The organism is Pseudarthrobacter adonitolis, assembly GCF_055412845.1.
The window spans coordinates 134,970-155,318 of sequence record NZ_JBVAYW010000008.1 but is presented as its reverse complement, the minus strand read 5'-3'; the positions used below and the strand labels follow the sequence as shown (position 1 = coordinate 155,318).

At 64.8% G+C, this 20,349-nt stretch carries 16 protein-coding genes, 3 pseudogenes and 1 riboswitch; of the genes and pseudogenes, 5 read left to right on the top strand and 14 right to left on the bottom strand.

Annotation, left to right across the window (positions count from 1 at the left end; all coding sequences use genetic code 11):
- From ACZYZ4_RS11150 to ACZYZ4_RS11110, 9 genes and pseudogenes are all read right to left on the bottom strand, one after another.
- Nucleotides 1–392: pseudogene (locus ACZYZ4_RS11150) on the bottom strand (hypothetical protein); the annotation flags it as partial.
- A gap of 83 nt (nt 393–475) precedes the next feature.
- Nucleotides 476–1,393, bottom strand: coding sequence for a hypothetical protein (locus tag ACZYZ4_RS11145; RefSeq protein ID WP_463860824.1), 918 nt, complete (start codon nt 1,391–1,393; stop codon nt 476–478).
- A gap of 192 nt (nt 1,394–1,585) precedes the next feature.
- A complete protein-coding gene (locus ACZYZ4_RS11140) occupies nt 1,586–2,656 on the bottom strand; it encodes a Gfo/Idh/MocA family protein (RefSeq protein ID WP_463860822.1) in 1,071 nt (356 codons plus the stop codon).
- A gap of 17 nt (nt 2,657–2,673) precedes the next feature.
- A pseudogene (locus tag ACZYZ4_RS11135) lies at nt 2,674–3,217 on the bottom strand (ABC transporter ATP-binding protein).
- Between the two features lie 2 nt (nt 3,218–3,219).
- Nucleotides 3,220–3,524, bottom strand: a pseudogene (locus tag ACZYZ4_RS11130) (ABC transporter permease); the annotation flags it as partial.
- A 282-nt stretch (nt 3,525–3,806) separates the two neighbouring features.
- Complete coding sequence (locus tag ACZYZ4_RS11125) at nt 3,807–4,907, bottom strand: substrate-binding domain-containing protein (protein ID WP_111906225.1); 1,101 nt, start codon at nt 4,905–4,907, stop codon at nt 3,807–3,809.
- Between the two features lie 48 nt (nt 4,908–4,955).
- Nucleotides 4,956–6,239, bottom strand: a complete 1,284-nt coding sequence (gene mmsB, locus ACZYZ4_RS11120; RefSeq protein ID WP_463860819.1) for a multiple monosaccharide ABC transporter permease — start codon at nt 6,237–6,239, stop codon at nt 4,956–4,958.
- Nucleotides 6,240–6,286: 47 nt separating this feature from the next.
- The gene (mmsA, locus tag ACZYZ4_RS11115; protein ID WP_463860817.1) at nt 6,287–7,843 is read right to left on the bottom strand and encodes a multiple monosaccharide ABC transporter ATP-binding protein; all 1,557 of its coding nucleotides are present in this window, start codon (nt 7,841–7,843) and stop codon (nt 6,287–6,289) included.
- 131 nt (nt 7,844–7,974) lie between these two features.
- Nucleotides 7,975–9,165, bottom strand: coding sequence for an ROK family transcriptional regulator (locus ACZYZ4_RS11110; protein ID WP_463860816.1), 1,191 nt, complete (start codon nt 9,163–9,165; stop codon nt 7,975–7,977).
- Between the two features lie 207 nt (nt 9,166–9,372).
- On the opposite strand from ACZYZ4_RS11110, the gene ACZYZ4_RS11105 reads away from it, so the two are divergent.
- Entirely contained in the window at nt 9,373–10,167 is a 795-nt protein-coding gene (locus ACZYZ4_RS11105) for a carbon-nitrogen hydrolase family protein (RefSeq protein WP_463860814.1), read from the top strand.
- On the opposite strand, the gene ACZYZ4_RS11100 is transcribed toward ACZYZ4_RS11105, so the two are convergent.
- Nucleotides 10,146–11,837: a PucR family transcriptional regulator gene (locus tag ACZYZ4_RS11100; RefSeq protein WP_463860812.1), complete on the bottom strand. Its 1,692-nt coding sequence runs from the start codon at nt 11,835–11,837 to the stop codon at nt 10,146–10,148. The two genes, ACZYZ4_RS11105 and ACZYZ4_RS11100, sit on opposite strands and share 22 nt — an antisense overlap.
- Nucleotides 11,838–11,937: 100 nt before the next feature.
- Here ACZYZ4_RS11100 and ACZYZ4_RS11095 point away from each other — a divergent pair, with 100 nt between their 5' ends.
- Both ACZYZ4_RS11095 and ACZYZ4_RS11090 read left to right on the top strand, forming a co-directional pair.
- Nucleotides 11,938–13,482: an amino acid permease gene (locus tag ACZYZ4_RS11095; RefSeq protein ID WP_463860810.1), complete on the top strand. Its 1,545-nt coding sequence runs from the start codon at nt 11,938–11,940 to the stop codon at nt 13,480–13,482.
- Nucleotides 13,479–15,182 carry a flavin monoamine oxidase family protein gene (locus ACZYZ4_RS11090; RefSeq protein WP_463860808.1) on the top strand — a complete coding sequence of 568 codons (1,704 nt, stop codon included), beginning with the start codon at nt 13,479–13,481 and terminating at the stop codon, nt 15,180–15,182. The genes ACZYZ4_RS11095 and ACZYZ4_RS11090 overlap by 4 nt, the downstream gene beginning before the upstream one ends.
- On the opposite strand, the gene ACZYZ4_RS11085 is transcribed toward ACZYZ4_RS11090, so the two are convergent.
- The 3 genes from ACZYZ4_RS11085 to purU all read right to left on the bottom strand — a co-directional run bounded on the left by ACZYZ4_RS11085 (nt 15,179) and on the right by purU (nt 17,348).
- Nucleotides 15,179–15,697 (bottom strand): gamma carbonic anhydrase family protein, encoded by a 519-nt coding sequence (locus tag ACZYZ4_RS11085; protein WP_463860806.1) that lies wholly within the window; start codon nt 15,695–15,697, stop codon nt 15,179–15,181. The genes ACZYZ4_RS11090 and ACZYZ4_RS11085 overlap by 4 nt on opposite strands.
- 83 nt (nt 15,698–15,780) lie before the next feature.
- Nucleotides 15,781–16,461: a class I SAM-dependent methyltransferase gene (locus ACZYZ4_RS11080; RefSeq protein ID WP_463860804.1), complete on the bottom strand. Its 681-nt coding sequence runs from the start codon at nt 16,459–16,461 to the stop codon at nt 15,781–15,783.
- A gap of 26 nt (nt 16,462–16,487) precedes the next feature.
- The gene (purU, locus tag ACZYZ4_RS11075) at nt 16,488–17,348 is read right to left on the bottom strand and encodes a formyltetrahydrofolate deformylase (protein WP_463860802.1); all 861 of its coding nucleotides are present in this window, start codon (nt 17,346–17,348) and stop codon (nt 16,488–16,490) included.
- 42 nt (nt 17,349–17,390) lie between these two features.
- Nucleotides 17,391–17,476, top strand: a riboswitch (ZMP/ZTP riboswitch).
- A gap of 129 nt (nt 17,477–17,605) precedes the next feature.
- Between purU and glyA the strand changes: the two genes are divergently transcribed.
- Both glyA and ACZYZ4_RS11065 read left to right on the top strand, forming a co-directional pair.
- A complete protein-coding gene (gene glyA / locus ACZYZ4_RS11070; protein ID WP_463860800.1) occupies nt 17,606–18,904 on the top strand; it encodes a serine hydroxymethyltransferase in 1,299 nt (432 codons plus the stop codon).
- Nucleotides 18,905–18,907: 3 nt separating this feature from the next.
- Entirely contained in the window at nt 18,908–19,807 is a 900-nt protein-coding gene (locus tag ACZYZ4_RS11065; protein ID WP_463860798.1) for a bifunctional methylenetetrahydrofolate dehydrogenase/methenyltetrahydrofolate cyclohydrolase, read from the top strand.
- A gap of 93 nt (nt 19,808–19,900) precedes the next feature.
- Here ACZYZ4_RS11065 and ACZYZ4_RS11060 read toward each other — a convergent pair whose 3' ends face one another.
- Entirely contained in the window at nt 19,901–20,341 is a 441-nt protein-coding gene (locus ACZYZ4_RS11060; protein WP_463860796.1) for a CHRD domain-containing protein, read from the bottom strand.
- Nucleotides 20,342–20,349: the final 8 nt, after the last annotated feature.

Sequence of the window (20,349 nt, the reverse complement as noted above, 5' to 3'; positions counted from 1 at the left end):
CCTAGGCCGAGGCCCAGGTCGATGTCGGCTTCGATGTCGGCGGTGGTGCTGTTGCCGTTGGTGTTGTCGAGGATGCCATCACCTAGGCCGAGGCCCAGGTCGATGTCGGCTTCGATGTCGGCGGTGGTGCTGTTGCCGTTGGTGTTGCCGAGGAGGTTGACTCCTGAGTTGACGTCGACTACTGCAGCGACGTCCGCAGTATCCGACTGCGTTGGGCCACCCAGCAGACCCAACGACGTCGTGTCCACGGATGCCGCCGCTGAGACCAGGGCGGACGCGGAAAGGTCCGGTCCGCTGTTTGTGTCCGCGGCGCTGGCTGCGGTGGCGCCGAAGGCCAGTAGCCCGCCGGCAAAGAGGGTGCTGAGCAGCCCCCTGCGAAGGTTGCAATTCATGATGATGTCTCCTGAGAAGTTGATTTGGGGCGCTGGTCAGCGCCTTGAGGCCGTGTTCTGCCCAAAAGGGCAGGAGGGCTCAACTAGTCAGGAGAGGAACCGGGGTCGAATGACACCGGGGAAGGGGCGTGTTCAGATGATCCGCTGATGGGGAAGGACCCCGTATGCGGCAGGTTGAAACCGAACTCGTCCAGCCAGGCAGCAGAGCCTGAGGGGCCGGAGGGCGAAGCGCCGCTCCCTGCCCCCGAAGCAGGTCCTGCCGGAGCCGGAGGCGTGGAAGGATCGGCTGTCCAGGGGCTTTCTGCCGGGGCTGCGCGCATTTCTGTGCTGGCCGGAACCGGAAGCGGCGACATTTCATTGACTGTAAGCAAGTTCTCGGAAATGCCGGGGGAGTGTGCGGTCGCGTGGGCTGTGAAGTGCCCTTCCGCAGCGGTTGCTGCAGCTGGGGCGTCCATGACGGTCGAGGTCTTGCCGACAGCGGCAATCTCGTCAAGCGGCAGCAGCCCGGGCCGTGTGATCGGTGAGGACGGAACAGTCGCATCTACCAGGTCCACTACGGGCTTCAGAACAGGCGCAAGTACTGGTGCGGCATCGGAGAGTGGCTGGGCAATGGTCTCAACCAGGTCATCTGCAGCGGTATCCACCACTGCGGCAACCGGGACAGCCACGGCCGTGACGGTGCCCGCCGGAATCACACTCTTCACCACAGGGACGGCGGCGATCAGCTGATCCGCCGTGCCGGCCACACTGCCCACCACGGGCTGCAGGAGTCCGGTAGGCGAAGGAGCCGGCGGCGCGGCCTCAAGAACGGGAGAGACAGGGACGGTCAACGGTGCTGTCAGGGATGAGTCCGATGAAGTGAGGCCGCCCAGAAGGGATCCTGAATCTCTTGAAGAGTCTGCCGTTGCGGCGGAAGCGGAGAGTGTCAGCCAAGTAGCGGTCACCGCACCTGCGAGCAGAAGCGGCCGGAGCGCACCCCACGGCGATCGAACTTTAGCCATGCGTACCACCCCCAAGTACCGTTGAGATCTACGATTTCATCAGCGTAAGACTCTCGCGTGGCGCAAGTCTAGGGAAATGGAAAATAGATCCAGCAAATTTACTAATTTGTCAATCACCCATCGATATCCGAAAGTGGAGTGTGAAGCCTGTTTACAAAAAAGTCACAGACCTGAATGGAAGAATTCTGCCCTTCAGTGGGCATCATTGGGGTAGCTGACGCCCAGCTGCCCGCGTACTCCGTCAAAGAGCCGCATGGTCTTAATGGAATCCTCCAGCGGCATGACGGGACTCTCGGTGAGACCCTGCTGGATGCAGCGGGTCACCTCGCGCAGTTCGTAGGTGTAGCCGATCCCGACGACGTCGAACGTCTCCGTGCGCGCCCCTTCCCGGCCGACGCCGATCACCAATTCCCGCGGATTGTTGATGGAACCCACACTCTGGAGGTAGCCCAGGCTGCCCGCCACGGTGGCAGTCCGTGGACCGTACGCCAGGAGCGAGGACGTCAGCTGGGCCTGGGCACCATGGTTGTAGCCGAGCGTCAGAGCATTCTGGGCGTCCACGCCGTCGTCATTAATGAAGCCCGTGGCACTGACGGTCTGCGGGAACCCCAGCGTTCCCACCGCCCACAGCAGCGGGTAGACCGAGATGTCCAGGAGTGCCCCGCCACCGTCCTGCCTGGCCCACAGCCTGGACGTCGGGGAATACGGCGCAGGAAAACCCAAGTCAGCGGTCACCCAGTGCACGTCCCCGAGCTCCCCGGACGCGGCAATCTCGAACGCCCGCTGCATGCCCGGGAGGAAGCGGCTCCACACAGCCTCCATGAGGAAGAGCTTCCGTTCCCGGGCAAGCGCGACGAGCTCGCTAGCTTCCCTAGCATTGATGGTGAACGCCTTTTCGCACAGGACGTGCTTGCCCGCATTGAGCGCAGCGAGCACAATCTGGTGGTGCTGTGCGTGCGGCGTGGCGACGTAGACAACGTCCACCGACTCATCGGCGAGCAGCCGCTGGTAGCCGGGCACGCCGTCGTCGTCCCCGTACGCCTTGGCGAAACCGTAGTCCGCCGCGAAAGTCTCCGCGGTGCCCTGCGCGCGGGAACTGACGGCGTAGAGCTCGGCGTCTGGAAGCAGTGCCAGATCCTGCGACACCGATCGCGCGATCCCGCCGGTGGCTATGACGCCCCACCGCAGCCGTTTACCGGTGGCAGACCGGGGATTCTGATCGGACTGACTGGACAGCCACGGCGTGGCAATGGGCGCACTCATGGTGCCCATCCTCTCACTCAGACCAGTGCGGACGGCAGACCAAGGCGCGCCGGTTCTTCCGGCAGTCTGCCCTGCTGAGCCTGAAGCGGCGGCCCGTCTTGTTGGCCAACGCCTTATCGTGCGTGACCACGAGGATGGTGGTGTTGTGGTCACGGCTGAGCGAGCTTAGCAGTTCGAAGATGTGATCGCCCGTCTGCTCATCAAGGTTGCCCGCTGCCGACGCTCCGCCCTGCGCACTCCACGGGCAGCATGACGTTGTCCAACGCGGAAAGGTTGGGGATCAGGTTGAACTGCTGGAAACCGACCCGATATCCCGCCGCCGGTACCCGGTCAGCTTGCCGGCCGGCATCCCGGCCAGGCTCACGCCGTTGACGACGACGTCTCCGCTGGTGGGTTTGTCCAGCGCACCCAGGAGGGACAACAGTGTGCTCTAGCCCCTGCCGCAGTTGCCGACGATGGAGGCCAGCGTGCCCTGTTCGAGAACGAAACTGACGTCGTTGACCGGCTTGATGGTGCGGTCACCGGAGTTGAAGTGCGGACGAGGTTCTTGACTTCAATCATGGCTATTCTCCTCGTAGGACTTCGATGGGACGGATGCGCTCCGTGAGCAGCGCAGGGACCAGGGCGCCGATGATGGCCGCGCCGACACCGCTGCAATGCCGGCGGCGATGACACAGGGGGAGGCGCTGGCGGTGACCGATGTCAGCAGCTGGGAAGCGCCGCCAAGGGGCCCTCCCTGGCCGCAGGGTAAGCCAGCACCGCCGCCCGGCATTCCGGCGGCGCCGGCAGCGCCGGCCATGGCGGCCCCGCGACCGGCGGTGGTGGCCGCCGTCGTACTCGTGTTGGTGCTGATCAGCGCGGAAGCGATGCAAGTCCAATCGCGACGGCCAGGACTGCCACCACCGCAGCTGTTCGGACCTTGTTTCTGAAGGCATTGCCAACACTACGGGCAAAGACGCTCACTGTACTCCTAGGATCTGGGGCCGGCGGAAGGCCAGCATCTGCTCCTACCCTCGCGGCCGGGCCTGTGCAGGAAGACGGCCGAAGCTGTGTTTGGGCTGTGAAACGCGGAATGCCCCGGCTCCCTGTGGGGAGCCGGGGCATTCTATGTAAACGGTGGTGTCCGGTGGACCGCGTTACTTAGACCGTGTTACTTGGTCAGCGGGCCCAGTACCGGATCGTCCACGTAGGCCGTCTTCACGTTGGCGGCGGTCACGATGACCGGCGGCAGGAGGAAGGCGGGTACGGTCTTCACCGTGTTGTTGTAGGACTTGTCGTCGTTGACCTCAGGTGTCTTGCCTGCCTGGAGATCCTTGACCATCACGATCGCGTGCTCAACGAGCTTGCGGGTGTCCTTGTTGATGGTTGAGTACTGCTCGCCGGCAAGGATGGACTTGACCGATTGCTCCTCCGAGTCCTGGCCGGTGATGACCGGAAGCGGCTTGCCGGCCGCCTTGACGGAGGTGATGACTGCACGGGCGAGGGTGTCGTTCGGTGACAGGACACCGTCCAGCGACGCCGTGCCGTAGGAGCCGGTCAGGAGGGTATCCATCCGGCGCTGGGCGTTCTCAGCCTTCCAGTCCTGCGTAACAGCCTTTTCAAACGTCGTCTGGCCGGAGAGCACCTTCAGGGTGCCGTCGTCGATCTTCGGCTTGAGGACCTTCATGGCGCCGTCGAAGAATACCTTCGCGTTGGCATCATCCGGTGAACCCGCCAGCAGTTCGATGTTGTACGGTCCGGAGGGCTTCTTGGCTTTCATGCCGTCCAGGAGGGCCTGGCCCTGGAGCTCGCCCACCTTGAAGTTGTCGTAAGCCACGTAGTAGTCCACGTTTGCCGTGTTCAGGAGGAGGCGGTCGTAGGCGATGATCGTGGCGCCTGCATCTTTGGCCTGCTGGAGCTGGGTCCCCAGCTGGGAGCCGTCGAGGGCACCCACGATGATCACCTTGGCACCCTTGGCGATCATGGCGCTGATCTGGTTCTGCTGCTCAGCCACGCCGTTGTTGGCGAACTGGACAGTCGGCTTGAAACCGGCGCTGTTGAGTCCGTCGTTGAACAGCTTCTCTGCCAGCACCCAGTTTTCGCTGGTCTTTTTGGGAAGCGCGACGCCGATGGCGGAGTCCTGTGCGAAGCCTCCGGTTGCACCAGTGGTGCCGCTGGAGGTGCCGGGTTCGGCCCGTCCGCAGGCCGTCAGCGCCAGTGCGGCGATCGCAGCTATCGCTGCTGCCTTTCCTGCTTTACCAATCATTCGCATTTCTTGGTCCACTTTCTTTTTGGGGTTTGGTTCCGGAACCTGAATTGCTCAGGCTTCCCTGGAAATGGTTTCTTTGGTGGAGGTGACTTCATCCGGCTGCAGCGGTGTGCCAGGTGCGCCGGACGGGCGGTTGAAGTTCTTCATCATGAGCCCGATGATCGATGCCCGGCCCTGTGACTTGTTGTAGACGTCGATGGCCACGGCCACCAGCAGCACCAGACCCTTGATCATGGACTGCCAGTCGGCACCGACACTGAGGAGCTGCAGGCCGTTGTTCAGGACAGCCATGACCAGGCCACCGATGATTGATCCGATGACGGTACCCACACCGCCCGTCACGGCGGCGCCGCCGATGAAGACAGCCGCGATGGCGTCCAACTCCCAGCCGGTACCGTCCGACGGTCCGGCAGAGGTTGAGCGGGCCACAAAGATCATTCCGGCGAGCCCGGCGATGATGGACATGTTCATCATGACCAGGAAGTTGATCTTCTTTGACTTCACACCGGACAGCTCGGCTGCGTGGCGGTTGCCGCCCACTGCGTAGACGTGGCGCCCCACCACCGTCTTGGAAGAGACGAAGCCGTAGATCAGAACCATCACGGCGAGGATCAGGCCGGGGATCGGGAAGGACGTGCCTGGGCGGCCGGTGGCAAACAGGTAGGTGGCGTAGAGAATCGCGCCGCAGATTAGGACGAGCCTGAGGACACTGACCCAGGTTTCCGAAACCTCGGCTCCGAGCGCCTTGGCGGAGCGGCGGCGCCGTACTTCGCTGTAGACCACGAACGCAACGGCGGCGAGTCCGAGGAGCAGCGTGAGATTGTTGAATCCGGTATTCGGTCCAATTTCGGGGAGATAGCCGGCACCGATGTACTGGAACTCCCGGGGGACAGGAATCGAGTTGGACTGGCCAACGAACTGCTGCGCCCCGCGGAAGATCAGCATGCCCGCCAGGGTCACGATGAACGCCGGAATTCCGACGTATGCCGTCCACCAGCCATGCCATGCGCCGATCAGGGCACCCAGACCCAGGCCGAGCAGGATCGCCAGGAACCAGGGGATGTTCCAGTCCCGCATGGCGATGGCCACCACCATGCCGACGAACGCCGCCACGGAACCCACCGACAGGTCAATGTGTCCGGCGATGATGACCAGCACCATGCCGATGGCGAGGATGAGGATGTAGGAGTTGCCGTTGAAGAGGTTGATGACGTTGCCCGGAGTGAGCGTGATGCCGCCTGTGAGCCACTGGAAGAGAACTATCAGAGCCACCAAGGCAAAGATCATGCCGAACTGGCGGGTGTCGCCACCGAAGAGTTTCTTAAGCGCGTTCATTGTTTTTCAGTCCTTGTATCTGGAAGGTTCTGGAAGGCTGCAGCGGATCAGGCGGCTTTTCGGGCGGAGGTCATCAGCTTCATCAGGCTTTCCTGGCTGGCTTCCTCCTTATCGAGAACCCCGGTGATGGCGCCCTCGAAGATCGTGTAGATGCGGTCAGAGAGCCCCAGCAGTTCAGGGAGCTCGGAAGAAATCACAATGACACCCTTTCCTTGGTTGGCGAGCTGCTGGATGATGCCGTAAATCTCGTACTTGGCTCCGACGTCGATACCGCGGGTGGGTTCATCCAGGATCAGCAGTTCAGGATCCGTGAACATCCACTTGGCCAGGACCACCTTCTGCTGGTTGCCGCCGGAGAGCTTGGCAACCCCTTCCTCAACCGACGGGGCCTTGGTCCGCAGGGACTTCCGGTACTGCTCGGCGACCGTGAACTCCTTGTTGGTGTCCACCACGCTGCGCTTGCTGATCTTCTCGAGGTTGGCCGAGACCGTGGTGGTCTTGATGTCGTCGAGGAGGTTCAGTCCCAGCGACTTCCGGTCCTCCGTTACGTAGCCGAGGCCGGCGTCGATGGCCTGGTGGACACTCTTGAGTGTCACTTCCCTGCCGTCCACGTAGACCTGGCCCGAGACGAAGTGGCCGTAGGACCGCCCGAAGACGGAACGGGCCAGTTCGGTGCGGCCGGCTCCCATGAGTCCGGCGAATCCCACAATCTCCCCGCGCCGCACAAAGAAGTTCGAGTTCTTGCAGACCATCCGGTCCTGGATCTGCGGGTGGGCCACGTTCCAGTTCTTGACCTCGAAGAACACGTCACCGATCTTGGGGGTGTGGTCGGGGAAGCGGGACTCCAGGGCCCGGCCCACCATGCCCTTGATGATGCGGTCCTCGTCGACGCCGTCGGCTTTGACATCGAGCGTTTCGATCGACTTGCCGTCCCGGATGATGGTGATGGAATCGGCGATCTGTTCGATCTCGTTGAGCTTATGGGAAATGATGATCGAGGTGATGCCTTTGCCCTTGAGGCCCAGCATCAGGTCCAGGAGGTGCTGGGAATCGGATTCGTTCAGCGCCGCGGTTGGCTCGTCCAGAATGAGGATCTTGACCGCCTTGTTCAGCGCCTTGGCGATTTCCACCAGCTGCTGCTTGCCGACGCCGATCTCCTTGATGGGGGTGTCCGGGTCTTCCCTGAGTCCCACCCGGGCCAGCAGTTCGGTGGACCGGAGGCGCGCCTCTGCCCAGTTGATGACGCCTCGCTTGGTCGGTTCGTTGCCTAGGAAGATGTTCTCCATGATGGAGAGCTCCGGGATCAGTGCCAGCTCCTGGTGGATGATCACGATGCCGGCCGCCTCGCTGGCCCGGATGTCCTTGAACTGCTGGACCTCGTGCTGGTACACAATGTCGCCGTCGTAGCTGCCGAACGGGTAAACGCCAGAGAGCACCTTCATCAGTGTGGATTTGCCGGCGCCGTTTTCGCCGCAAATCGCGTGGATCTCGCCGGCCTTGACCCGCAGGCTTACTTCCGACAATGCCTTGACGCCGGGAAATTCCTTGGTGATGGAGCGCATCTCCAGGATGACCGGGTCAGTGTGCGTGATGTGGGACGTCATTTGCCCTTACGCCTCCAATGCATGACTTCTTTGTCCGCCCAGCAAAGCGCAGGGTCGTCTGATGAAAAAGTAAACTGGATCACACCGGTTGTCGTCAAGTCTTTAACGCAATTTCCAAGATAACGAAATGGCTACGTACGCCGGATCCCGGCATGCTGGAACACCAGTGCGGCTGCTCCCAAAGCCTCCGCGCGGTCCCCCAGGGAGGACATCGTCAGTGTGGTGGTCTCGCCGATCACCGGCACTGCATGCCGGATAAGCCCCCGCCGAATGGGATCGAGCAGCAGGTCGCCCAGTCCCGCGAGGGGACCGCCCACCACGATGACTTCAGGGTTGATCAGGTTCGCTACGTTGCCCAGGGCACGCCCAACTGCCAGACCCGCATCGTCCACCACCCTGAGCGTTGCGGAGTCGCGCGCCAGGGCTTTGCACACTATGTCCGCAGGTGTCAAGGGCGGGTCTTCTCCGCGGCCCAGCAGCTCCATCATGGTGGTGGTGGAGGCAATGGTTTCCAGGCAGCCACGGTTGCCGCAGCGGCATACGAGTCCGTGCTCGTGGATAGTTGCATGGCCGATTTCACCGGTAATGCCAACGGTGCCGTAGTAGGGCGCACCGTTGAGGATGAGGCCCGCACCGATACCCGATCCGATTTTGAGGAACATCAGGTTGCTCACACCCGAATGCGGCCCCCAGGTAACCTCGGACCAAGCGCCCAGATTAGCGTCGTTGTCAACGAACACGGGAATTTTGAGCGTTTCCTCCAGATGGTGAAGGATGCTGATGCCCACCCATTCCGGTAGGATGGCGCCCTGCGCTACGGTGCCGGTCCGGCGGTCGATGGGGCCGGGAATTCCGACGCCGGCGCCCACCACCAGGGTCCGGTCCACGCCGCTTTGCTGCAGTAGTTTATCCAGCAGTGCGACGGCAGCCCGGATGCCTTCTTCCGCCTGATGGCCTAGGGGCAGCAGGACGGATTCCTCGGCGATCACGTGGTAGCTCAGGGATGCCAGGACCACGCGCAGGTGCCGTCGGCCGAAGTCGATTCCCACCGCCACTGCGCCGTTGCTGTTGAGTCTCACGTTGAGCGCCCGGCGTCCGGAACTGGTGATCGGTTCTGTGGACGCCAGGCCCGCGTCCTGCATGATTTTGACGATGTTGGACACCGTGGCAGTGGAGAGTCCGGTTTGGCGCGCAAGCTCGGCCTGGGTGGACGGGCCGCTCATGAGTGTCTCGATAATCCGTTGCTGGTTCAGTTGCCGGAGGGCGGACTGGGATCCCGGATTCTTTGGCTTGCTCTTCGTCGAGCGCGGTATGGCGGACATGAAAAGAAGACTGCCCTACTTTGACTATTGTAGTCAAGAAGTTAACGCAGGGAGTCTGCCGGATGAGACAAAATGATGGGATGATCCGTCCATCTTGAGGCCTTGACCGGTGCAATTGGCCCGGGATGCCGTTCGGGGCCGGTGGCTAGGCTGGAAAAAGCGGACGCATACTTCCTGCGGCCGTCCCGATCATGTGAGGTGGTAACGGTGCTGCTGGCCCTAATGCAGGCAAACGCCCGCGTACTGGACGTCGACGCAAACTGCGCTGCCCTGGATGCGGCTGCCCGGACGGCCGCCGCGGCGGGCGCCGCAGTCCTGGTCACCCCGGAGCTGTTTCCCGTGGGCTACGCGCCGCTGCGGCTCCGCGCGGAGCTGGACCCCACCGGTCTTCCCGCCATCAGGGAGACACTGTCGGGCATCGCGCGCCGCCACGGGATCGGACTGGTCTATAGCCTGCCGTCAGTCACGGACGGGGGCAGCTGGCACATCACCTCCACGCTGGTCGACGCCGCGGGGGCCGAGCTTCTCAGCTACGCAAAGGTGCACCTCTTTGGTGATGACGAACGCGCGGCGTTCAGCCCCGCGGAGGCGGGTCCCGCCGTCGTCGATTTCAACGGCCTGCGGACGTCAATGGTGATCTGCTACGACGTGGAATTTCCGGAAACGGTCAGGGCCGCCGCGCTGGGCGGAGCCGAGCTGCTCCTGGTGCCCACCGCACTGGCGCACGGCTTCGAGACCGTTCCCCAGGTCCTGCTCCGGGCCCGCGCGCTGGAAAGCCAACTGACCATCGCCTATGCCAACCACTCCGGAACCGAGGACGGCTGCGAATTCCTCGGCGGCAGTGTCATTGCCGGACCGGATGGTTCGCTGCTGGCCACGGCGGGACCGGGAGCCGAGCTCCTGTACGCCGAGGTGGATCCGAACGCCGCCCGAAAAGCCCGTGACGTGGTGCCCTACCTGCGGGAACGCCGCCCGGAGCTCTACCGGTCCTGGGGTATCTGAACGATCCCGTCCTCCTGGCCGTCCACGTACTGCAGGGCAATCCAAAGTTCCGCCCGCACCTGGGCGGAACCAAGGTCCATGGCCAGCAGCTCGGCCAGTGCATTGATCTGGCGCCGCACGCTGTTCCGGTGCATGCCCAGGACTTTGGCGGTGGCGTCCCAGTTGCCGTTTTCGCCCAGCCACGACTTCAGGACACTGAGCTGGGAGCTGATTCGGTCGGGCTCCTGCGCCAGGACCGGTTCCAGCAGTCGGGCGGCAAGCATGGTGCCGGCGCCGCGGCCCAACAGCCCCGTGACCGACCACGTCACGTCATCCACGCGCACGCTTTCTCCGCTGGCCTGGACGCGGGCCCGCAGCGACGCCGCGCGCTGGTACGCGGCAGGAAGTCCGGCCATTTCGGTCGGATCGCCCACCACCAGGCGCCAGCCCAGCTCCTCCACCTCATGCAGCAGTGCGTCGTCCACTTTCAGCCGGGTGACGGCGGCAAATCCGTAGTCCGTCAGCTCCACCATCTTCGTGTCGAACAGCCTGCGCCACTGCAGCAGTTCCCTGACAGGGCCATCAGCCGACGCAGGCGCCGAAGCGTCCGCCCGCACGCCCTGAACCACCCGGAGTGCACCGGACCGCGTTCCGGACACGCTTTGCGCCAGAAGGTCCCTGAGGACGTTCAGCTGCCGGGTTGAGCCGGCGGCCAGGCTCTCCGGATGCAGCAGCAGTGCCGTTGCCAGCTGGCTGGGGGCGAGCGAGCCGCTGGTGCGTTGTCGCACCAGCAGTTCCAGCAGCCCCACCACCGAGGACACCACACTGTTCTGCGCCGGGGTCAGCGCCCTGTCTGTGCCCAGGATCAGTGCCCCAAGGGTGGCGTCCTTGGTGCTTCGGAGCGGATGGCCAAAAACCAGGGCCGAACCGTTCGTCGGAAACGAGTCCGTCTCCACCCGCGGGCCGTTGCCAGCCAGCAGCCGCTTGAACATGGGCTGCAGGGCGGAAGGCTCGACGGCGGCGGCAGGGCCGGTCCCGCCGGTTCCGGCCGCTGCCGCCCGGGCGCGCACGCGGCCGTCCGCCCCGAAAAGCTGGGCCCACACCGGGACGCGCTGCGCCAGGGCGGAGAGGAGTTCGTGCTCGGGCCTGGCCGACAGCACCGCCCGCATCAGGTGTCGGTTGGTATCCGCCAGTTGACGGAAGACCCGGGCGTTGCCGGATTCCAGGAGCTGGGAGAACTCCAGGCCGATGGCGGCGAAGGGGACGCTGCTGGGGATCTGCACCAGCGTGAGTTGATGCGTTTGGCACGCCGACAGCACGTGGTCCGGGACGGCGTCGAAATACGGCTCCAGGCCAAATCCCAAGGCCGCGACGCTGGCGCCGACCAGCCGCCGGACGTAACCTTCCGCCCGCTCCTTCGTTCCGCCGTCGTCCAGGAACGGCAGTCCCGCCGTGAGGACGAACTCCCTGTCCAGCAGGTAGGGCGTGGGATCCTCCAGTTCGCTGGGCTCCACCCAGCGCAGTGGTGCGCCGGCGTTGCCGGCGTCGTGCAGGACGGTGAGGTCCCGGGGGAGTGCCGCCAGAAACTGGCCCAGGGTTACGGCATCGAGTTGCTCCGCGGCGTCAGGTTGCACGGAGGACCCCCGGTCGGCGTGTTCAGCACTGCCCGCGCTTGGTGCATTACGTCTCATGATTGACAACTATAGGGCACTTTGCACATCCCTGAGATGCGGCTCACAGGCCTACGCTGGGTGGGGGAAAACGACAACTACTCATGAACGGACGTCAACGATGACTGTGCCAACACTCTCCGGACCTGCCACGGGCCGGACTGCCGGCCGTCCCGGGCTGGGCGCGCAACTGCTGCGCCGCAAGCCGATCGGCCAGCTCGTCAACGAGGCCGAAACCGGCCACGGCGGCACCAAGCTGGTCCGCAGCTTCGGCGTGCTCCAGCTGACCATGATCAGCGTCGGTGCCACCCTCGGCACCGGAATCCTCGTGATTCTCGGCGAATCCGTGCCGCTGGCCGGGCCGGCAATCTGGATCTCCTTTGCGATCGCCGGATTCGCTGCCCTGCTTTCCGCCGTCTCCTACGCCGAAATGGCCGGCCTGGTGCCCGCTGCCGGTTCGAGCTACTCCTACACCTACGCGACCATGGGTGAGGGCATGGCCTGGATCTGCGGCTGGTGCCTGGTGCTGGAGTATGCGGTCTCGGTCGCGGCCGTTGCCGTCGGGGCGGGCCAGTACGTCAATGAAACCCTGGCCGTCTTCGGCCAGGTCCTGCCGGACGCTATTTCCCAGCCGCCAGGCGACGGCGGCGTGATGAACATTCCCGCCATGATCATCGTTGTGCTGGCCACCATCCTGCTCGTACGCGGCGCCAAGGAAAGCGCCTGGATCAACACCGCCATCGTGGTCGTAAAGGTCGGAATCCTGGTCTTCTTCTGCGCCGTCGCCTTCACCGCGTTCAACGCCGGCAACTTCGAGCCGCTCCTGCCCATGGGTGCCGCCGGTGTCTCCGCCGCCGCTTCCAGCGTTTTCTTCTCCTACATCGGCTTCGACGCCGCATCCACTGCCGGCGAGGAAGCCCGCAACCCCAAGCGGGACCTGCCCCGGGCCATCATGCTCTCCATGCTGATCGTCACCACCATCTACGTCCTGGTTGCCGTGGCCGCCGTCGGAGCCCGGCCCTGGGGCTGGTTCGATGGCAACGAAGCTGCACTCGTCAAAATCCTCGAAGAAACCACCGGGCAGCCCTGGGTGGCCCTGGTCTTCGCCGTGGGCGCCGTCCTTGCCATCGCTAGCATCGTGCTTACCGTCCTCTACGGACAAACCCGCATCCTGCTCTCCATGGCCCGGGACGGAATGATTCCCAAGATCTTCGGCCGCGTCTCCAAGCGGACCGGCACTCCGGTCGCCGGCACCCTGATCGTCGGCATCCTCGTCGCCGTCACCGCCGGCCTGGTGCCGCTCGGTTCCCTGGCCGACGCCACCAGCATCGGCACCCTTTTCGCTTTCGCCCTGGTCAACGTCGCCGTCATCTACCTGCGGCGCACCCGGCCGGAACTGAAGCGCAGTTTCCGCGTTCCGCTGTTCCCGCTCACCCCGATCCTCGGCGCCCTGATGTGCGCCTACCTGATGGTCAACCTCGGCGCCGAAACCTGGGCGGTCTTCGGAATCTGGATGCTGGTGGGCGTCGCTGCCTACTTCGGCTACAGCCGCAGGAACTCCAGGGTAGCGGCGCTCAGCTCCGAGGAATACCGTGAACTAACCGCTGGCGAAGCTACCGGCACCGCCAGCTCCAACCCCGAGCCGACGAAAGCAAGCCACTCATGACCACCGCCACCGAGCTCCCCGCCCCCCGGCCGGACACACCGCGCCGGGCCGCCGAGGCACCGATCACCATGCTGAACCCGGACTTCCCGTTCAGCTACGACCACTACCTGGCACACCCGGACGGGCTAGGCGCTGTTCCCGCGGAGCTGTACGGGACCGAGGTCGCCGTGGTGGGCGCGGGTCTCTCCGGGCTTGTCACGGCCTACGAGCTCATGAAGCTGGGCCTGCGCCCCGTGGTGTACGAGGCGGACCAGATCGGCGGCCGCCTGCGCACCGCCAGCTTCCCCGCAGCTCCTGGTGTGGTGGCGGACCTGGGCGGCATGCGCTTCCCCGTGTCCGGCAAGGCGTTCTACCACTACGTGGACCTTCTGGGCCTGGACACGCAGGACTTCCCCAACCCGCTGGCCCCCGTCACGTCCAGCACGGTGATCGAACTGGCCGGCCAGAAGCACTACGCCGAAACCCCCGGCGACCTGCCGCCGTTCTTCCGCGAAGTGGCGGAGGCGTGGAAGGCCGCCGTGAACGACGGCGCGAAGTTCCTTGAGATGCAGGAAGCCATCCGGGCCAGGGACACCGCCCGGATCAAGGAACTGTGGAACGAATTGCTGCCCCTCATGGACGAACAGACCTTCTATGGGTTCATCGCCGGAAGCGAGTCGTTCAAGGAAGCCGGCTTCGCCCATCGTGAAGCCTTCGGCCAGGTGGGCTTCGGCACCGGCGGCTGGGACACCGACTTCCCCAACTCGATCCTGGAAATCCTCCGGGTGGTGTACACCGACGCTGATGACCAGCACCGGCTCATCAGCGGCGGAGCCCAGCGGCTGCCCGAGGCACTCTGGCAGCACGCGCCGTCGGGCATGGCCCACTGGCCGGACGGCACGTCGCTCGCCTCCCTGCACTCCGGCTCACCCCGCGGCGCGGTGGGCAAGATCAGCCGCGATCCCGACGGCGACCTCCGGATCCGGGAGCGCTGGGGCCGCGAGGCCACCTACCCGGCCGTGGTGACCACGTGCCAGTCCTGGCTGCTGTCCACCCGCATCCACACCGAGGAAGCGCTGTTCCCAGCCGAGCTCTGGACCGCGATTGAGCGATCGCACTACATGCAGTCCTCCAAGACCTTTGTCATGGTGGACCGGCCGTTCTGGAAGGACATCGACCCCGCCACGGGGCGCGAGGCGATGTCCATGACGCTGACGGACCGGCTGAACCGAGCCACCTACCTGCTGGATAACGGCCCGGACGCACCCGCGGTGATCCTGCTGTCCTACACCTGGAACGACGACGCCCTCAAGTGGCTGGCCCTGGACGCGGACGAGCGCGTTGAGCTGATGCTGCACTCGCTGGAACAGATCTATCCGACCGTGGATATCGCGAGCCACATCGTGGGCCAGCCCATCACGGTCTCCTGGGAAGCGGACCCGAACTTCATGGGCGCCTTCAAGGCCAACCTGCCCGGGCACTACCGCTACCAGCAGCGGCTGTTCACGCACTTCAAGCAGGACAAGCTGCCGGAATACCAGCGCGGAATCTTCCTCGCCGGAGACGACGTGTCCTTCACCGCGGGCTGGGCCGAAGGCGCCGTGACCACGGGCCTGAACGCCGTGTGGGGCGTGGTGAACCACCTTGGCGGTTCGTCGGCGCCGGGCAACCCCGGTCCGGGCGAACTCCTGGACGCAATAGGCCCGATCAGCCTCGACTAGCCGTGCAGCTCCCGGTGCGCCCGGGCAAGTTCCACGTAGCGGACGGCGTTCTGCTTCACGCCGTCGAACTCCTCATCGGTGAGTTCCCGCCGTACCTTGGCGGGGACCCCGGCCACGAGTGACCGGGGCGGCACTACCGTGCCTTCCAGGACCACGGCACCGGCGGCCACGAGCGAGCCGGTGCCTATCACGGCGCCGTTGAGGACGGTGGCTCCCATGCCGATCAGGCAATCGTCCTCCACCGTGCAGCCATGAACGACCGCGGCATGCCCCACGCTGACCCCGGCGCCGACCGTGCAGGGAAAGCCCGGGTCCGCGTGCAGGACCACGTTGTCCTGCAGGTTGCTGCCGGCGCCGACGCTGATGGCCGCCGTGTCCGCCCGGACGGAGACGCCGTAGAACGCACTGGAGTCTTCGGCCAGGGATGCGTTGCCGATGATCGACGCCGTCGGGGCGATGAAGGCGGATGCGTGGACAGTCGGACTGTTGCCGGCGAAAGTGTGAAGAGGAACCATGGGCCAAGCCTAGGACATCCGCCCACCTATCTAACTCGCAATTAACGTCGTCATTCACGCGTTGGACGACGTTTTAATGCCAGCTACTTGGGGGAGGAGGGGGTGCGGAGGATCAGGAACTGGTAGTGCTGTGTCCAGTTCCCGGCGCCCGGACCGGATTCCTCGCCGGTGCCTTCCGGCCAGGTGACGAAGTCCTCGATGGCACCATGCCGACCAAAGACCTGCCGCACCGTCGCGTCGCTGCGCCGGCTGAAGAACCGGCGGGGCTCGACGTCGTCCTCGGGGTTCAGGACCTCTACATCCTCACCGGACCAGAGGCCGACGGCGATGGGCGCGTTGGGTGCCGTGACGCGCGCCAGTTCGCGCAGGACGCCGTCGATATCAGTGGCGGAGACGTGCAGCAGCGTGCTCATGGTCCAGACGGCCGGAAAGGTTCCGTCCGCGAAGGGCAGGTGCCGGGCGCTGGCCACGGAGACGTCGAGGCCCTTCGCCCGGGACCTGTGGACGTGCTCCTCAGAGAGGTCAACGCCTGTGTAGTGAATGCCGGCCCGGAGGAACTGCAGGCCATCGAGCCCCATGCCCGAGCCGATCTCCAGGACGTTGTGGCGGCGCTCGAACTTAAGCAGCGAAATGAACCGCTGACACTGTTCCACTCGCCGGGCCGCCAGCGGATGGTCCCAGCCGGACGCGGCGCGACGGTTGTAGAACTCGGCGAGATGCTGCTCGCTGCCGTGTTCCTCCATCCCAGCCTCAGCTGCGTCCATGGCCAACGTCCCTTACCAAAGACCGCTTAGTTAAAGACAACGGTCCGGTTGCCATCCAGCAGCACACGGTGTTCGGCATGCCATTGGACGGCCTGCGTCAAAGTGCGGCCTTCCACGTCCCGGCCCATTTGCACGAACTGCTCCGGAGTGCGGGCGTGGTCCACGCGGATGACTTCCTGCTCGATGATGGGGCCCTCGTCCAGGGCAGCGGTGACGTAGTGGGCAGTGGCGCCGATCAGCTTGACGCCGCGGGCGTGGGCCTGGTGGTAAGGTTTGGCGCCCTTGAAGGACGGTAGGAACGAGTGGTGGATGTTGATGGCCTTGCCGGTGAGCTCCGCGCACAGGTCATCCGAAATGATCTGCATGTAGCGGGCCAGGACGGTCAGCTCGATATCGTGCTCCGCCATGAGGGCACGCAGCTTGTCCTCGGCCTGGGCCTTGGTGTCAGGGGTGACGGGGATGTGGTGGAACGGGATGCCGTAGAACCCGGCCAGCCCGGCAAGGTCACGGTGGTTGGAGACGATGGCGGGGATCTCGATGGGCAGGGTGCCGGAGCGCTGCTGGAACAGGATGTCATTGAGGCAGTGCGCGGACGTGCTGGCCATCAGCAGGGTGCGCACCTTCTGGCCCACGGGGTTGAGGCTCCACTGCATTCCGAAGGAGTGGACCACCGGCTCAAGGGCGGCCTGGACCTCGGCCCGGGAGGCCGTCGTTGTTGCTTCCACCCGCATAAAGAAATTCCCTGTTGCGGGGCTGCCGTACTGCTGCGAGTCCAAAATATTACAGCCCGCCACCAGCAGTGCTCCAGCCACGGCGTGGACAATTCCCGGGCGATCCGGGCAGGACAAGGTCAATACGTAAGCTCGGTTCAGCTGCTCTTCAGTCACGACTACAAGCCTACCCGCGCGCCGCGCCCGCGTTTGGTAGTCTGGTGGGGTCGCAACTGGCGTTGGGTGGCTAACCACCAGGGAGCGGCAATCACGAAGACCACGGATCGTACGCCTGGGCCGAGGGTCATGTCTTACCGGAGGTGCGCCCTTTCAGGATGCGGCTCACATTCACACCCTGTCATCAAGGGGCGGTGATGTGCGCCAGCCGGTAGCCTGACCTTAGCAGTGCCCGTATCCCTAGCCAGGAGTTTTTCGTGACTACTACCGCCACCACAACAGCCGCCGTCAGCAACCAGTCGCTGGCCGAGCTCGACCCCGAAATCGCCGCAGTCCTCAACCAGGAACTTGGCCGCCAGCGCGGCACCCTGGAAATGATCGCCTCCGAAAACTTCGCCCCGCGCGCCGTGATGGAAGCTCAGGGCTCGGTCCTGACCAACAAGTACGCCGAGGGTTACCCGGGCCGCCGCTACTACGGTGGCTGCGAATACGTGGATATCGCCGAGCAACTGGCCATCGACCGCGTCAAGGCACTCTTCGGTGCCGAGTACGCCAACGTGCAGCCGCACTCCGGTGCACAGGCCAACGCCGCAGCACTGTCCGCCATGATCACCCCCGGTGACAAAATCCTGGGCCTGTCCCTGGCCCACGGCGGCCACCTGACCCACGGCATGAAGCTCAACTTTTCCGGCAAGCTCTACAACGTGGCTGCCTACCAGGTGGAGCCGGACAACTTCCGCGTTGACATGGACAAGCTCCGCGAGCAGGCCATCGCCCAGAAGCCCCAGGTCATCATCGCCGGCTGGTCCGCCTACCCGCGCCACCTGGACTTCGCGGCGTTCCGCTCCATCGCCGATGAAGTGGGCGCGCTGCTCTGGACCGACATGGCACACTTCGCCGGACTGGTGGCAGCCGGCCTGCACCCGAGCCCGGTGCCGTACTCCGACGTCGTCACCTCCACCGTGCACAAGACCCTCGCCGGCCCGCGTTCCGGTGTGATCCTGGCCAAGCAGGAGTGGGCCAAGAAGATCAACTCCAACGTCTTCCCGGGCCAGCAGGGCGGCCCGCTCATGCACGTCATCGCGGCCAAGGCCGTGGCCTTCAAGATCGCCGGCACCGAGGAATTCAAGGAGCGCCAGGAGCGCGTTCTTGAAGGCGCCAAGATCATTGCAGACCGCCTCAACCAGGCCGACGTCGCCGAAGCCGGCGTTTCTGTCCTGACCGGCGGCACCGACGTGCACCTGGTTTTGGTGGACCTGCGCAACTCCCAGCTGGACGGCCAGCAGGCCGAGGACCTCCTGCACTCGGTGGGCATCACCGTGAACCGCAACGCGGTTCCGTTCGATCCCCGCCCGCCGATGGTCACCTCCGGCCTGCGCATCGGTACCCCGGCCCTGGCCACCCGCGGCTTCGGCGCCGAGGAGTTCACCGAGGTGGCAGAGATCATCGCCACCGCGCTGAAGGCCGGCTCTGCCACGGACCTCGAGGCACTGCAGTCCCGCGTGGACAAGCTCGCCGCCGATTTCCCGCTGTACCCGCAGCACGAGCAGTGGTAATCCATGACCACTGAAACTGGAACTGCACAGATTCTTGACGGCAAGGCTACCGCCGCTGCAATCAAGGCCGAGCTGACCGAACGCGTGGCCGCACTGAAGGCCAATGGCATCACCCCCGGGCTGGGCACCGTTTTGGTGGGCTCGGACCCCGGGAGCACCTGGTATGTGGGCGGCAAGCACAAGGACTGCGCCGAGGTAGGCATCACGTCCATCCGCAGAGACCTCCCCGAGGAAACCACGCAGGACGAACTCTTGGCAGTGGTCCGCGAGCTGAACGGGAACCCGGAATGCACCGGCTACATAGTGCAGCTTCCCTTGCCCAAGCACATCAACCAGGACGTCATCCTGGAGGCCATGGATCCGGTTAAGGACGCCGACGGCCTGCACCCGATGAACCTGGGCCGCCTGGTGGCCAACGTCGGCGGACCCATGACCTCGCCGCTGCCGTGCACGCCCAAGGGCTGCGTGGAGCTGCTCACGCGGCACGGCATCAACCTCAAGGGCAAGCGCGTCCTTGTGGTGGGCCGCGGGGTCACCATCGGGCGTCCTGTCGGTCTGCTGCTGACCCGCAAGGACGTCAACGCCACGGTCATCCTGGCGCACACCGGGACCGTGGACCTGGCCGCCGAACTCCGCCAGGCCGACGTCGTGATCGCCGCTGCCGGGCAGCCGCACATGATCAAGGCGGCGGACCTCAAGCCGGGCGCAATAGTGCTCGACGTCGGCGTGAGCCGTGTGGACGACGGCAACGGCAAGGCAGTGGTCACCGGAGACGTGGACCCCGCTGCTGCCGATGTCGCCGCGTGGATCTCCCCGAACCCGGGCGGCGTGGGGCCGATGACCCGCGCCATGCTGCTCGCCAACGTGGTGGAAACCGCTGAGCGCCAGGCGGGAATCGCCTAGTCCCACCGAAGTACCAGGAACGCCCGACGGCGGCCCGCACCCTCAGTGAAAAGGTGCGGGCCGCCGTCGGGCGTTTTGCAGAGAAACCACAACCTACTTCAGCTGGCCGCGGATCTCCCCTGCAGGGAAGTCAGCGTTGTGCACATTGACGTAATAAGCGCCTGGGTTGGCTTCAATGGCGGCCAGTAGGTCCGAGTCAGCCGTAGTGCAGGAATCAACCGTCCAGTCGGTTCCGCTGACTACTTCCAGCAGAACGACTACCGGGCCGGCCACATTGCGTGCAGCGACGTGGATGTGGGCCGCCGTGGCAGGAACGGACAGATCGCGGGCCGTCAGCGTATAGCAGAGCTCGTCATCGTCGATGGTGTAACTGAAGGATCCACCTGCCCCGGTGTGGACTGCTCCGGCTTCCTGGCCGGTGTTAAGCGGAACGGCGGGAGCGCCGCCCGGTTTTGCCTCAGCAGGGGCGGTGATTCCCAAGAGGGAGACGATGGCCGTGGCCACCGCGGCTGTCCTGAACCCGTGACTTTTCATGTTGTGTC

Bases quoted from the DNA above. Each gene is read 5' to 3' on its own strand.
- ACZYZ4_RS11145 (WP_463860824.1), bottom strand. From the start codon at position 1,393: ATGGCTAAAGTTCGATCGCCGTGGGGTGCGCTCCGGCCGCTTCTGCTC.
- ACZYZ4_RS11140 (WP_463860822.1), bottom strand. From the start codon at position 2,656: ATGAGTGCGCCCATTGCCACGCCGTGGCTGTCCAGTCAGTCCGATCAG.
- ACZYZ4_RS11125 (WP_111906225.1), bottom strand. From the start codon at position 4,907: ATGCGAATGATTGGTAAAGCAGGAAAGGCAGCAGCGATAGCTGCGATC.
- mmsB (WP_463860819.1), bottom strand. From the start codon at position 6,239: ATGAACGCGCTTAAGAAACTCTTCGGTGGCGACACCCGCCAGTTCGGC.
- mmsA (WP_463860817.1), bottom strand. From the start codon at position 7,843: ATGACGTCCCACATCACGCACACTGACCCGGTCATCCTGGAGATGCGC.
- ACZYZ4_RS11110 (WP_463860816.1), bottom strand. From the start codon at position 9,165: ATGTCCGCCATACCGCGCTCGACGAAGAGCAAGCCAAAGAATCCGGGA.
- ACZYZ4_RS11100 (WP_463860812.1), bottom strand. From the start codon at position 11,837: ATGAGACGTAATGCACCAAGCGCGGGCAGTGCTGAACACGCCGACCGG.
- ACZYZ4_RS11095 (WP_463860810.1), top strand. From the start codon at position 11,938: ATGACTGTGCCAACACTCTCCGGACCTGCCACGGGCCGGACTGCCGGC.
- ACZYZ4_RS11090 (WP_463860808.1), top strand. From the start codon at position 13,479: ATGACCACCGCCACCGAGCTCCCCGCCCCCCGGCCGGACACACCGCGC.
- ACZYZ4_RS11085 (WP_463860806.1), bottom strand. From the start codon at position 15,697: ATGGTTCCTCTTCACACTTTCGCCGGCAACAGTCCGACTGTCCACGCA.
- ACZYZ4_RS11080 (WP_463860804.1), bottom strand. From the start codon at position 16,461: ATGGACGCAGCTGAGGCTGGGATGGAGGAACACGGCAGCGAGCAGCAT.
- ACZYZ4_RS11065 (WP_463860798.1), top strand. From the start codon at position 18,908: ATGACCACTGAAACTGGAACTGCACAGATTCTTGACGGCAAGGCTACC.
- ACZYZ4_RS11060 (WP_463860796.1), bottom strand. From the start codon at position 20,341: ATGAAAAGTCACGGGTTCAGGACAGCCGCGGTGGCCACGGCCATCGTC.